This window comes from Paenibacillus sp. FSL R5-0623 (genome assembly GCF_037974265.1).
Lineage (GTDB): Bacteria > Bacillota > Bacilli > Paenibacillales > Paenibacillaceae > Paenibacillus.
In genome coordinates this window covers 830,586-843,574 of record NZ_CP150233.1, presented here as the reverse complement: position 1 = coordinate 843,574, position 12,989 = coordinate 830,586, and the positions used below count along the sequence as shown (strand labels likewise).

Here is a 12,989-nt window from a genome sequence, read left to right as displayed (position 1 = left end):
TAGTTATTGAAGTAAAGAGGAGCAAATGCTCCTCTTTACTGTTTTCCGCTAGAATATCTGTATGATCTGTTTGTAGGCACTCCAGAAAAGGCTCTTGCAAAAATAATTAGGCAAGCGACCCTCGTATCAGGGATTCTGTTACAGTCAAGCCCTCATTCTCCTTCTCCTCGTCCCTTTACTTTTTATTCAGATCAGAGCGCTTCAAATTGACCGCGCCAAAGATATGATACGGTGTTATCCCCTTTGCAAATAGGCTATCGATCAGCTTGACCAATTCTTCTGACGATAGGTCTTTGTCGTTGCGTATCCAAAGACGAAACATAGATATTAATGTTGATATGTAAAACTCAATGATATATGGTGCCAAGACATCATCTGTTGGAAAATCCACAATCAATCTCTCAAAGGGAATTTCTCTTTTCAAGCGTTCCACAAAATGAACAGAACCATAGTCGCCCAAGAGGGCTTTCAGAACTGAAATGTCCTCTGCATTTTCCAAGCATTGAAGTGCATCCTGGAACGTATGTGTAGAAAACTCTCTGCCTGCCATCTCCTCGTTAATGGATTTCAAAACACGCTCTTCAACGCAGTCCAACAACGCATAGATATCTGTAAAGTATTGATAAAATGTACTCCGATTATATCCTGATTGGTTAGCGATCTCTTGTATGGATATTTTTTCGATGGGTTTTCGACTATATAAATCACAGAATACATTTATAAATGTCTGCCTTGTTTTGTCCGTAATTTCAGGTTGCTTTTTCATTATTTGCCTCCGTCTGCTGTTCGATCAATTATACGACAGATATTAAAAATCTGATGGTTGATGATCGTAAAGTGAATCAATACAATAACATTATACAACACGTTGTTGGATCATCAACAAGGATTGAATTTTTTTTTCAGGAGGTAATATGAGAATTTTATTCTTTGGTAGAGGTGTCATATCGACCCAGTATGCTTGGGCTTTTGAAAAGGCAGGGCATACCGTTGAGTTTTACGTTAGAAAAGGGAGAAAAGAAACCCTCGGAAGTCATATAGCGCTTGAAATGTGGGACGCACGAAGCGGGAAACAGTTAATCCAAGAAAGCTGGAACATCAAACTGCATGAGGAGATAAGCCCAAATTACGATCTCATTATTGCAAGTGTCAACACGAAGCAACTTCCCGAAGCAGCACAATTACTATCGACTACCGCGGGTAACACCCCTATCCTAATATTCAATAATATTTGGCAGGATTTAAAATCATCGATCTTGCCCTTGTCTATGAACAATGTTGTCTTTGGGTTCCCAGGAGCAGGAGGCGGCATTGAGGACAATAAGCTTAGGGGCGGCTTTTTAAAAACGATATTTCTGGAAAAACCACGGGTAGGCACGGAACAGATAAACAACAAGGTCAAAGAACTATTTGAAAGCGCCCATTTTAAAATCAATTGGACAAAAGATATGCAAAGCTGGCTATGGAATCATTTTGCCATGAATGCGGCGATGGAGACCGAGGTGTTAAAACGAGGAAGTTTCCCAGCCGTCTTGAATCATAGTGACTCATTCGCAAATGTCGGTAAGAGTATGCGGGAAATGACCCCTATACTTAAAGCAAGAGGCGCAAAGATGGACGCGATCACTCTACTGTTGACCAAGATTCCAACAGTACTTCTCGGCACGCTGTTTAACAAGGTTATTTTTGCAAAGGGCAGCTTACCACGACTTTTCATTGAATACAACAATAGTAAAGCCGGTTTTGCGGTACTTGAAGTTGTGAGAGAAGCAAAAAAGTTAGGCATACCTTTACCACGTCTTACTGTGGCATTAGAAAACACTGAACAACACAAAGCTATTAAAAACTGATAAACTGAATGCCTTTCGCTGAATGAATGACTTCGGTTAAAACAATTATAGCCCGAGCTTTAGAAGCCTCGGGCAAATTAGCTATATTAAAACAGGTAAATGTAGCTTCAAAACACTACACCCTAACCAACATCGCTACACTCTCCACATGTACTGTATGCGGGAACATATCCACTGGCGTTACCTCAACCGTTCGATATCCGCCATCCTCCAGCACACGAAGATCACGTGCCAGCGTACTCGGATTACAGCTCACATACACCACGCGCTCTGGCTTCATCTCCAGGATCGTCTCCAGCAAACGTGGATCGCAGCCCTTACGCGGTGGATCGACAACAATTACGTCTGCTTCGATACCTTGTTCTTTCCAGCGCGGAATAACGTCCTCGGATGCGCCAACTTCGAATTTCACGTTTTTCATCTCGTTCAAGAGCGCATTGCTGCGAGCATCCTCAATTGCTTCGGGCACGATCTCAACACCATACACCTGATCCGCATGTTGCGCGAGGAAAAGAGAGATCGTACCGATGCCGCAATAGGCATCAATTACGGTTTCTTTGCCGCTCAGTCCTGCGTACTCTACAGTTTTGCCATACAGTACTTCCGTCTGCACCGGATTCACCTGATAGAACGAACGAGCCGAGATCGCAAACTGAACATCACCGATATAATCATAGATCACATCACGGCCCCACAGGACGCGGGTCTCATCGCCAAAGATAACGTTGGTCTGCTTCTTGTTCACATTCTGGCATATGCTCGCCACATGTGGAATCGCTTCACGGATACTGCCAATCCATTCGTCCTTGTGCGGAATGTCTCGTCCATTGGTGACCAGAACAAGCATCATCTCGCCCGTGCGGAATGCTTTTTTTACGACCACATGGCGCAGCAGACCGCGACCTGTCTCTTCGTTATATGCGCTAATTCCAAAGTGACTGCCGATCTCCTTCACCTTCGCAACCACTTCGTCATTGTGCTCATGCTGAATGAGACAGCTCTCCATATCGATGATCCGGTGACTTCCTTTGGCGTAAAAACCACCTACCAGACCACCCTCGGTAACGCCAATTGGCACCTGTGCTTTATTCCGATAGCGCCACGGCTCGTCCATACCCATCGTAGGCAGTACGCGAATGCCTTGCTCCGTATCTTCTGCATCCTCCACCATCACGTTCAACTTGCCAATCCGCTGCAAATTATCGACTACCAACTGGCGTTTCCACGCAAGCTGTCCGGCATAACTCATATGCTGAATCTGGCAGCCGCCGCACTGATCGTAGATCGGGCAAGGCGCGGACACTCGATCCGGGCTTGCTTTCACGATCTCCAGCAGTTTGGCGTAGCCATACTGCTTCTTGGTTTTCATCACGCGCACACGCACGGTTTCACCTGGAAGCGCACCCTGTACAAAGAGCGTGTATCCATTCGCGCGACCTACACCCTCACCGTCATGATTCATGCCAATGATGTCGATGACGGTCTCTTCATTTTTGCTAACGGGCAGACCTTCGATTGGTGCGGATTCACGCGCTCTCCCCTTTGGACGAACGGCAGAAAGAGATGCGCCTTGTGGCCGCACCTCTTTTCCCTGCTGACGTGTAGATGGACGAGATGATTGACTTGGCTGACGGGACGCTGAAGCGTTCCCTTGCCCCTGAGAGGCAGCCGAATTCCGGCGGTTTTTTCCACGACCGCTGCGGTTCGTATTAGACAACGTACATTCACTTCTTTCTTTTTAGTATTTAACGATACAACATCAGATGATGACGCAAATTCGTAAACGTAGCTGGCAATGTGCCGCCCAACTCTCCATCGAGGTTCAGCTGCACATATCCCGGGGACGTAACTTCCATATGACTCGTCTGGAAATGAACCACTTTCTTGTCGTTCAGATGCTCCCCACGCAGCGCGAGCGTTACGAGGCGGATCATATCGGCCAGATTACACTTGCGGACACCGATCACATCGAACAGACCATCATCAATGGTTGCACCTGGAGCCAACTTCTCAAATCCCCCGACCGAATTGGTATTGGCGATGAGGAATAACATGAATTCATCATGGATTTCTTCCTGACCGTCGGCGCGAATAATCAGCTCCTGTGGAGACAGACTCGCCATTTTCTCAATACCCTTCATATAATAGGCCAGTTGCCCAATCATCGTTTTCAGACGACTCGGTACTTCATAGGTCAGTTCAGTCAGTGATCCACCGCCGGCGATGTTGATAAAATATTTATCATTCGCTTTGCCCAGATCGAGCGGACGAAGCTGCTGGTTAATGACCAGATCCACGTAATCTTCCCATTGTCTCGGAATGCCGAGTGCACGTGCAAAATCATTCGTTGTTCCCAAAGGAAACACACCCAGCGGAGGACGATTCTCCCGCTCAGCCATACCATTGATAACTTCATACAACGTGCCATCTCCACCAGCAGCAATAATCATGTCATAGCCGCGTTCAATCGCGAGTTCCGCTTCCCGGGTTGCGTCACCTTCGCCCGTTGTTGCGTGACATGAAGCTTCAATACCACCTTGATCCAAACGCTGCAAAATATCAGCCAGACGTTTCTTCATTTCTTCCCGGCCTGAGGTCGGATTATATATTAAGCGAGCTTTTTTCATCTCATACGCCACCTATTCCACATTATCCATGAGTCTAAACGACCTCATATTCTTACGTTGCACGAGTCCACAGAAGGGTATATTTTTTACATATAAATGATCTTCCGTTCATACTGCTCTAATCTTTCGTCTTACCTATATCTATGCATCAGGAATTCCGTCTCATTCCAAAGCCTTTAACTCCTATCATATCATCAAATGTAAAGATGTCCTAGCCTGTAATCCATAAGTATATTTTTTCATATAGGTACCCATTAATCCATCCATTACCCAATAAACCTCACGCACCACTCTGAATCTTCCCCACTACCTTTTATGTAAAATAGTCTCATTAATCAACCATTCTGCCCGCTTGGACAGGAATTAGTCTTCGATTTCGATGATCTTCATATGATTATGACATAGATATGCTACAAATTTACAAATCTTAAGATGAAAAGATAAATAACATAAACCTTTTTCCAATATAGTTTTAGTGCACCCTCGACTTAGCACCAAATCATACCCTTGAAGGAGAAGTGTAAATGAAAAAAATCGTGTTAATGCTCTTGGTTTCGCTTATGGCCTGTATTCCTTGGGTCACTGTTATTGAAGCGGCAGAAATTAATCATGATCAGGTAGTCGGATTCCAGGAAGTTACGCCTTTGACCGTAACACAACAAGCAGCCAAGCGTTTTCAGCCTTTTCTAAAAGTCTATCATGGATGTGTGCCTTTTCCCGCAGTGGATCAACAGGGCAATACCAGTGCTGGCTTGAATACGTCCGGGTCATCGAATGGGAACTGTAGCTCAAGTACAGGCCAGATCTACTCCCGCTCCGCATGGCACAATGGGGTGTGGGCTATCATGTATTCGTGGTATTTCCCGAAAGACTCTCCTTCCTCTGGACTCGGCCATCGTCATGATTGGGAAGGAATCGTCGTGTGGGTCGATAATCCGGCAGCAGCCAATTCCAAAATCCTCTCTATCGCATATTCCGGTCACGGACAGTTCACCAACGTCACTCCGAGCAATAACAATACACAAGGTAATCATCCGTTGATTTCCTATAATAGTACCTGGCCACTTAACCATGAGCTTGGCGTTACTAATGCTGTGGGTGGAACTCAGCCTTTAATCGGATGGGACGATCTGACTTCTGCGGCACGGAATGCACTCAACACCACGGACTTTGGCAGTGCCAACGTACCTATGAACGATAACAATTTCACGAACAATTTGAACAAGGCCTGGTTTAGATAAAAAAGAAAATCCTCTTCGAGTGAACAGTTCACTTGAGGGGGATTTCATTATAATGCGATCGTATTCCGATCGCCATATAGGTCCAGCTAAAAGCTTGCCGCCAGAAAGCTCTCTGAACATGACTCGTCTTTATCCTTACTCGAAGAATAAGTTATTCTGTCATCGTATCGCTCTTCAGCCAACCCTCAAAATCCGATTTTTCTGCCTGCACGCAGCTGTTTATACCAGAAATAGACGGTGCAGCCTACACAATAACCCAGCAGGGCCGCACTTGCAGCCGCGAGAAGCATGACGGAGAATACATACCCTGCGCCTACCCAGCCAAGCGAGAACGAGATGAATGCCAGAGACAGGAAGAGCACGGCCAGAATATTGTTGAATCGCTGCAGCTCCACCGCCTGCGTCTCTGTACCTTTACCAGTCAACACAGCTTTCCCAATTTGCACAAACAGATTAAGTTTGCCACTGGAAGCCAGACCAACCACCTGAATGGTCCACAGCAAGCCCAGAACTACCAGCGGATTGAACACAAACGAGAGTAAAACAAATAATACAATACCGACCTGATTCGCTTTCACATAGCGCATGGGCATTTCCCGCATCCACATATCACCTTATCCCCATTCTATTAGTCGGTTTTATTGTAGTCGGTATTGGGTTAATGAGCAACACTTCATTTAAGGATAGTAAAATCTCTTTTCAGCACGTCCCAATGGGGAGTCGGGATGCCTGTTGTCTTTTTCCAATCGGTAAATGCATTATTTAACGCCTCAATCTCTCCAAAAGAACCCGCGACCAGCTTATGAACCGGAAGCATGCTATAGATCTTCAACAGAAGGTACAACATCCGTTGATGCTTGCGTATCATTTTAGCCTGAATCTCCGGTATAATCGTTATGCCCATAGCCTCAAGTACGCTGAAGCCCTCATCCATCGCCCTAATCATATGTTGGATTTGCTTTCTGTTCCCGTCCAACTTGATCAATTCGCGCTTCTCATTAAAACTCACCGCATTAAGCATCAGAATGGGGATGATATGACTTTTCAGCCAGGCATCAATATCGCTCAGAACATTTAACTTGTATTTCACATGTCGGAAAGCTTGATCCAGCAAAGGTTTAAAGCCTATCTCTCCGTCCAGACTGCCGATTACCATTTGTCCGCTACCTCCACCGATCGATAACATTCGGTCCTTTTCCCTCTTCCCTCCACTCACATGGAATCCAAACGCGACCCGTTTTGCTACCCTGCTGTTTTCCTCCAAAAAGTTTTGCATGCTTCGCGCATCTGCGTTGTTTCCCACAATCACAATATTGCTGCTCTGATTGTCTGCCAGAATAGGTAACACAGAAGGAAAATCATTATATTTCATGACAACAAAAATCAGATCATATTGATCATCCACTTCCAACGTTCTGGCTACCCGAACCTGATCAACTGTCGTTTTGAATTGAAAAACATGCCGGATGACGATTCCATCCTTCTCCAGCTCCTCTGCCCGCTTCCCTCTAGCCAGAATGGTGACTTCATTGCCGCCGCGCACCAGAACGTGTGCCAGTTGACTGCCCAAAACCCCAGCCCCATACACTAATATCTTCATTGGTTATCCCTCAATTTCATATTTTATAAATAATCGTTGTTTTATCAACATCTGTTGATAAAATAAGAGTAACAAAGCGCCTACTGTGCTTCAATCGTTAAAATATCCGTTTTTGTTGAATAATCAACGAATGATTCCTTATTGTTGAAAACCATCATAGGAGGGGCCATGGACAGACGAGTACTCAAGACACGAAAGGCGATAATTGAAGCTTTTGTGGGGTTACTGGAGGAACAGGAATTCGAGCAAATTACGATAAACGATATTGCTGATCGGGCTAATGTAAACCGAGGAACCATCTATTTGCATTACGCTGACAAGTTCGACCTGTTGGATCAATGCATTGAGACCTATTTGCAGCAGTTGTTGGATGCCTGCATGATCGAAAGCTCTACTACAACACCCGTTACGGCCAAGGATGCGCTTCTCAGAACTTTCTGTTATCTGGAACAACATGCCTCTACCTATACCACACTTCTAACCAAAAAAGGTATTCCGGCATTCCGTAGTAAGTTGATGACATTGTTGGTCCAGGGAGTGGAGGAACAGATGGATGCCTGTGGCATCCAGGAAGGTATGAAAAAAGAGATCACCATACAGTTTCTTGCTTCCGCTGCAGTTGGTCTTCTGGAGTGGTGGATTATGAATTCCATGCCTTATCCGGCTGAGGAGATCGTTGACCAATTAATAAGTTTACTGGAGCTACATCTGCAATTGCACGCACCCATTAATGGATAACCCAATCCTCGTTCAAGTGATCTACAACAAACAAAAACCACGTCCTTCGACGTGGTTTAATTGTTTATGAAGCTATGGAGTTCATATCAAATGATGCGACATTACTGCTAGCGATGTGATCACATACCTATGCCAAAGCGATCACTTCATGAAGAAGCTTTAACCTCATTACATCTCTCCAGCAAAATCTGGATCTGATGCTCCAGCCACTGCCCGAGCAATGGATGTGGCAACAGTGTCTCACCGCTGTACACATAGTTCAGTTCCTGCAGCCGATCCGGGATAACGTTCCTCGTGAAATAACCGGCACTCAAAAACAGCGGCGCCACAATGACTCGGTTCCCCCGCTCTTCGCTCCAGTACTTCACTTTGTCGTACACACTCTCCGGATTCAGCAATGCATAATCCGTATGGGCTACACCACTAACTTCCTGCACACGCTCTGCAAGGGAAGAAATTCCGGCTTCCCAACGCTCGCGAAAGCCATCATGAATACTCCCATGGCCTACCAGCAGGATCGTTTCCTCCTCCGGTTGCTGCGACAGTAATCGGACTTTGTCCCACACCATCACGGCAATATCCGGATCGTTATCCACCGGATAACCGAAGTGAACCCGAGCCTTCACATCGAACGGTTCCAGATCCGTTTCGCGATCAGGTGTTTCCTTTGCACCAATGGCATATTCAATTTCATCCACATGTGTACTCCCGGACGAAACAAATAGAGGTACGACCAGAATATCGGTTACGCCTTGTGCTTCCAGTCGGTCGATACCGTCCTGGATCAGGCGTCCTTCCACAAGTTCAAGAAAACCGGCTTCAACCGGTAATGGAACAGGCAGATTCAACCGGGAGATCGCGTCATCGACGGATTCCACCCAGGTCTGCTCCTGTGAACCGTGACTGATGATGAGTACACCCGGCTTCTTCATATTAGCGTCCCAGGCGTTCCAGCGTCATTTTATAACCATCATTGCCGTAATTCAGGCAGCGTTTCACACGTGAAATTGTAGCTGTACTCGCACCTGTCTCTGCTTCAATCTGGTTATACGTATTGCCTTTACCCAACATACGAGCCACTTCCAGACGCTGGGACATGGATTGGATCTCGTTAACTGTGCAGAGGTCATCAAAGAAAACATAACACTCTTCAATATCTTTTAGCGTCAAAATAGCCTCGAATAGTTGTTCAATGCTTTTATCATTTAGCTTTTTCAGCTGCATTTCATCATCATCCCCTAGCGGTTACTGTGTACCTACATTGTACTCACCCTGAGTTGGTATTTCAAGCGTTACCGATTTCACGCACTACAGAATAAAAATACATGTTACCGCTTACAAAAGGTACTATTGTCCTCCCCTCGCGTACATCGGGCGAAATTACCGCGCTTTTCCCCAGTTTTCACCTGTATATATCCGATTACTTATGTAGGATTTCTTTCCTCCTAAATGTGACAATTTTGTGTCTAAAATGCATTTTACCCTTCGTGAACCTGCCATCTTACATGCGCCCAAATCCGCAAATATCCCGTTTTCCGGGATACCCGCCTACGCCGTCTCTCCGCGAATGACATACAGTATAACAAAAGGGAGTTCCACAAGGGTCTATGATGTACATCTGTCATGCAACTCATGGAACGCAATTCCGAAATCCAACATAGAAGGAACGTGATCGTTCATGCCACAGCATTATTATCACCGCCAGCCAGCACCAAGGCAACGTCCGTCTTCTCATGCTCATCGGCAGGCACATACTTCTGCCTATATGCCGCCCGGTGTGATTCCGCGGTCTTTAAATGAAACTCAGATTCAACCGATGTACCCTGGCGTAGAGCCCCATTACCCGGGCTTCGGTGAAGTCGAAGCATCTGCAGTCGTACCCTATGGGCAAGGTGTAGCTGGCGGGAACTTTTATGGAGGTGGAGCTCAGGTGGTTCCCCCTGCTCCGGTACCGGCGCCTGCTACTGGCAGTTCCGGCTTTTCATTAGCCAACATCGGTGAGTTAAAAGGAATGATTGACCGCTTCGGCGGCATTGATGGGATCATGAGTGGAATAGGCAAAATGCAGAAGGTCGTCGGTGGGATCCAGCAGATGGCTCCGATGATGAAACTTGTTATGGGCATTCTGCCTTTTGGAAAAGGAAAATCGAATAACAGCGCAGCTGATGCAGACTATGAAGAATATACGCCACCCCGGAAACGTAAAAACAAACGTCGGAACAAAACAACGAATGCTACACGTCGCCGCAATACAACTCCAGTCCGCCGCAAATCCAATTCCACGAAGCGTCGTCCCAAAAGTCGCAAAGGTTAAGAAGATTCAGGCACCCCCTTACAGAAGGCGGGTGCCTTAACAACGTTCATCCGTATACAAATAAATTTTAGGAACTTACGTTCTTATTTCTGTAATTTGAGGTATACTGGATAGTAACTAAAGGAGGCGGACCATGGAACTTATCAAAGACAAATACACTCCCGCATTAATCGATCGGACCGGCGAACTGTTGCGTCAATTCTACCCAAAGCTGGATACACAGCAATTTCATGAATTGGTTTTCGCTGAAGGCTGGGGACAGTTGGAATTCAAAGCGCGCATTCGCAGAATCACATTGGCTTTGACCCAGGTACTGCCTGACAATTATGAGGAAGCATTACATATTATCGAACAAGCCGCCCCTACGATGAGAGGTGTTGAATATCTATTTGTACCGGATTTTATCGAAGTGAACGGACTTGACCCAGAGGATTACGAGTTATCCATGAAGTATCTGACCGTCTTCACACCTTATTCCAGCTCGGAGTTCGCGGTACGCCCGTTTATTGAACATTATCCAATCCAAACGATGAAACATATGATGGCGTGGGCAGAGAGCAACAACGAACATATCCGCAGACTTGCCAGTGAGGGCAGTCGGCCACGTTTGCCATGGGGTGCCAAACTCCAGAACTTTATCACTGATCCAACACCTGTACTTCCGATTCTGCATGCATTGAAACAGGACGAGTCCCTCTATGTTCGCAAAAGTGTCGCCAATCATCTGAATGACATCTCCAAGGACCACCCTGAACTAGTTATGGATCTGGCCACGACCTGGTATGGACAACATGTACACACAGACTGGATTGTCCGGCATGCCAGCAGGTCATTACTGAAGAAAGGACATAGCAAAGCACTAAGTCTTTTTGGTTATAATGAGCAGGATTCGATTCACATTGAGCAGCTTCAGCTTGTCCAGGATTCGATTAGCATTGGCGAGGATCTCCATTTTTCGTTTGATGTCGTTAATGAGAGCAGCGAGTCCCAGATGCTGCGAATTGAATATGAGATGGGTTATATGAAGGCAAACGGCAAGCAGGCCCCCAAACGGTTCAAATGCTCCGATAAAATGTACCCGACAGGCAGAACCAAGGTAGCCACCAAACAATCGTTTAAAATCATTACAACAAGAAAATATTATGCCGGTCTGCATACGCTTACCATTCTTGTGAATGGCAAAGAAGCAGCTACAACTTCTTTTGTTCTTGAAATGGAGTAAAAGGAAGTCATCATAAGTTATACACAGCTTATTGCAACGGAATAGTTATTCACATGTGGATAGAATACTTTCAATACCTCTAGTACTTCTATAGAAGAATCAGAAAGGCCACCTGGCAATCATCTTCCGACAGGTTATTCCATTCCTGCCTGAGATCCTTGTCCAGTGGCCCTTTTCATATGCAAACAACGTTGCTTCAGCTACGCAATCTTCTTCTGATGATCTGCTCGCAATACCGTGCGCTTATCACCGAAAGATGGAACTGCATACGGAGCAGTAAGGCGTACGATTCTCACTTAAACCAGCCCCGTTTTACAAACCAGGCCACCATGCTCCCGCCAAGCACAAACATTAACAGCAGCACCGCACCATAACCAAACTTCCATTGCAGCTCAGGCATATAGGCAAAGTTCATGCCATAAATACCTGCGATCAGTGTGAGCGGCATAAATACGGTCGTAATCACCGTGAGTGTCTTCATGATCTGATTCATCCGGTTGGAGTTCAGGGAAATATAACTGTCGCGCAGGTCAGCGGTCATCTCCCGATCGGCTTCAATCATATCCGTCAGCTTCAATAAATGGTCATAGATATCGGTAAAATAAGCCGTATGTTCACCTGTTCGCTGCACATGCTGGGAGTTCACCACCCGATAGAGCAGATCCCGCATCGGTACTACGGTTCTTCTAAGCTTCAGCAATCGAGTCCGCAGATCAAACACCTGGTTCATCAAATCTTCAACCGATTCTTGTCCCCCCCGGTTCTCCAGTTCAGCCAGTTCATCCTCAATTGCAAATAGAGACGGAAAATAATGATCGACCAGCTTGTCCATCACCGTATAGGCTGCTGCCACCGGACCTCGCGCCCAGATGGTTCGTTCATGTGCATGGTGCAACAAGCGTTCCCACGCTTCATCCACTTCCTCCAATACGCCATGATGAAAAGACACCAGGAAGTTTGATCCGAGAAACAAGTCAACCTCCTCGGCTTCCAGTGTGGACGGGTTCAGTGCATGCAGCACAAGAAACTGCAGATTATCATAATAATCGAGCTTGGGCCGTTGCAATACATGCAAACAGTCCTCTATGGCTAATGGATGAAAATGAAAATATGTATCCAACAAACGGCTTTCCTCTTCCGTTGGCTGGTTAAAATCGGCCCATACCCAGGCGTAATCGTTCAGATCCAGCTGTGTAAGTGGTACGTTAACGGAGACTTGATGTTCTCGTGTAATGGCGAGTGTACGAATCATAAATCAGATCACATCCTTGTCCTGTATCTTTACGTTATTGTACACAGGTACCTTCAAACTCGACAACAAAAAAAGCCAACCCTGTTGGCTTCTCTCATTTCCCTATCCACAGTTCCCTGTATCCACAGGAATATCTTCTTTTGGT

At 45.9% G+C, this 12,989-nt stretch carries 13 protein-coding genes; 5 read left to right on the top strand and 8 right to left on the bottom strand.

The window, feature by feature from the left end; translation table 11 throughout:
- Positions 1-175: 175 nt before the first annotated feature.
- Entirely contained in the window at positions 176-766 is a 591-nt protein-coding gene (locus tag MKY92_RS03940; protein WP_339299245.1) for a TetR/AcrR family transcriptional regulator, read from the bottom strand.
- A gap of 148 nt (positions 767-914) precedes the next feature.
- Here MKY92_RS03940 and MKY92_RS03935 point away from each other — a divergent pair, with 148 nt between their 5' ends.
- Positions 915-1,850 (top strand): 2-dehydropantoate 2-reductase N-terminal domain-containing protein, encoded by a 936-nt coding sequence (locus tag MKY92_RS03935; RefSeq protein WP_339299243.1) that lies wholly within the window; start codon positions 915-917, stop codon positions 1,848-1,850.
- Positions 1,851-1,965: 115 nt separating this feature from the next.
- Here MKY92_RS03935 and rlmD read toward each other — a convergent pair whose 3' ends face one another.
- Both rlmD and MKY92_RS03925 read right to left on the bottom strand, forming a co-directional pair.
- Positions 1,966-3,567: a 23S rRNA (uracil(1939)-C(5))-methyltransferase RlmD gene (gene rlmD / locus MKY92_RS03930; RefSeq protein WP_339299242.1), complete on the bottom strand. Its 1,602-nt coding sequence runs from the start codon at positions 3,565-3,567 to the stop codon at positions 1,966-1,968.
- Positions 3,568-3,595: 28 nt separating this feature from the next.
- Positions 3,596-4,477 carry a diacylglycerol kinase gene (locus MKY92_RS03925; protein WP_017690659.1) on the bottom strand — a complete coding sequence of 294 codons (882 nt, stop codon included), beginning with the start codon at positions 4,475-4,477 and terminating at the stop codon, positions 3,596-3,598.
- A gap of 524 nt (positions 4,478-5,001) precedes the next feature.
- Here MKY92_RS03925 and MKY92_RS03920 point away from each other — a divergent pair.
- Positions 5,002-5,718 carry an NPP1 family protein gene (locus MKY92_RS03920; RefSeq protein ID WP_339299241.1) on the top strand — a complete coding sequence of 239 codons (717 nt, stop codon included), beginning with the start codon at positions 5,002-5,004 and terminating at the stop codon, positions 5,716-5,718.
- A 185-nt stretch (positions 5,719-5,903) separates the two neighbouring features.
- On the opposite strand, the gene MKY92_RS03915 is transcribed toward MKY92_RS03920, so the two are convergent.
- Together MKY92_RS03915 and MKY92_RS03910 are read right to left on the bottom strand one after the other, a co-directional pair.
- Complete coding sequence (locus MKY92_RS03915; protein WP_339299240.1) at positions 5,904-6,305, bottom strand: DUF4395 domain-containing protein; 402 nt, start codon at positions 6,303-6,305, stop codon at positions 5,904-5,906.
- Between the two features lie 86 nt (positions 6,306-6,391).
- Positions 6,392-7,318: a 2-dehydropantoate 2-reductase N-terminal domain-containing protein gene (locus MKY92_RS03910; protein WP_339299238.1), complete on the bottom strand. Its 927-nt coding sequence runs from the start codon at positions 7,316-7,318 to the stop codon at positions 6,392-6,394.
- 168 nt (positions 7,319-7,486) lie between these two features.
- On the opposite strand from MKY92_RS03910, the gene MKY92_RS03905 reads away from it, so the two are divergent.
- Positions 7,487-8,056, top strand: a complete 570-nt coding sequence (locus MKY92_RS03905; protein WP_339299236.1) for a TetR/AcrR family transcriptional regulator C-terminal domain-containing protein — start codon at positions 7,487-7,489, stop codon at positions 8,054-8,056.
- Positions 8,057-8,202: 146 nt separating this feature from the next.
- Here MKY92_RS03905 and MKY92_RS03900 read toward each other — a convergent pair whose 3' ends face one another.
- Together MKY92_RS03900 and MKY92_RS03895 are read right to left on the bottom strand one after the other, a co-directional pair.
- On the bottom strand, positions 8,203-8,988 hold the full coding sequence (locus MKY92_RS03900) for a CbiX/SirB N-terminal domain-containing protein (protein WP_339299235.1): 786 nt from the start codon (positions 8,986-8,988) through the stop codon (positions 8,203-8,205).
- A 1-nt stretch (position 8,989) separates the two neighbouring features.
- Positions 8,990-9,280 carry a YerC/YecD family TrpR-related protein gene (locus MKY92_RS03895; RefSeq protein WP_017690665.1) on the bottom strand — a complete coding sequence of 97 codons (291 nt, stop codon included), beginning with the start codon at positions 9,278-9,280 and terminating at the stop codon, positions 8,990-8,992.
- Positions 9,281-9,734: 454 nt separating this feature from the next.
- Here MKY92_RS03895 and MKY92_RS03890 point away from each other — a divergent pair, with 454 nt between their 5' ends.
- Both MKY92_RS03890 and MKY92_RS03885 read left to right on the top strand, forming a co-directional pair.
- The gene (locus tag MKY92_RS03890; protein WP_339299233.1) at positions 9,735-10,370 is read left to right on the top strand and encodes a tyrosine protein kinase; all 636 of its coding nucleotides are present in this window, start codon (positions 9,735-9,737) and stop codon (positions 10,368-10,370) included.
- A 133-nt stretch (positions 10,371-10,503) separates the two neighbouring features.
- Positions 10,504-11,592 (top strand): DNA alkylation repair protein, encoded by a 1,089-nt coding sequence (locus MKY92_RS03885; protein WP_339299231.1) that lies wholly within the window; start codon positions 10,504-10,506, stop codon positions 11,590-11,592.
- Between the two features lie 292 nt (positions 11,593-11,884).
- Here the strand turns inward: MKY92_RS03885 and corA are convergent, their stop codons facing one another.
- Positions 11,885-12,844: a magnesium/cobalt transporter CorA gene (corA, locus tag MKY92_RS03880; protein ID WP_036668386.1), complete on the bottom strand. Its 960-nt coding sequence runs from the start codon at positions 12,842-12,844 to the stop codon at positions 11,885-11,887.
- Between the last annotated feature and the right edge of the window lie 145 nt (positions 12,845-12,989).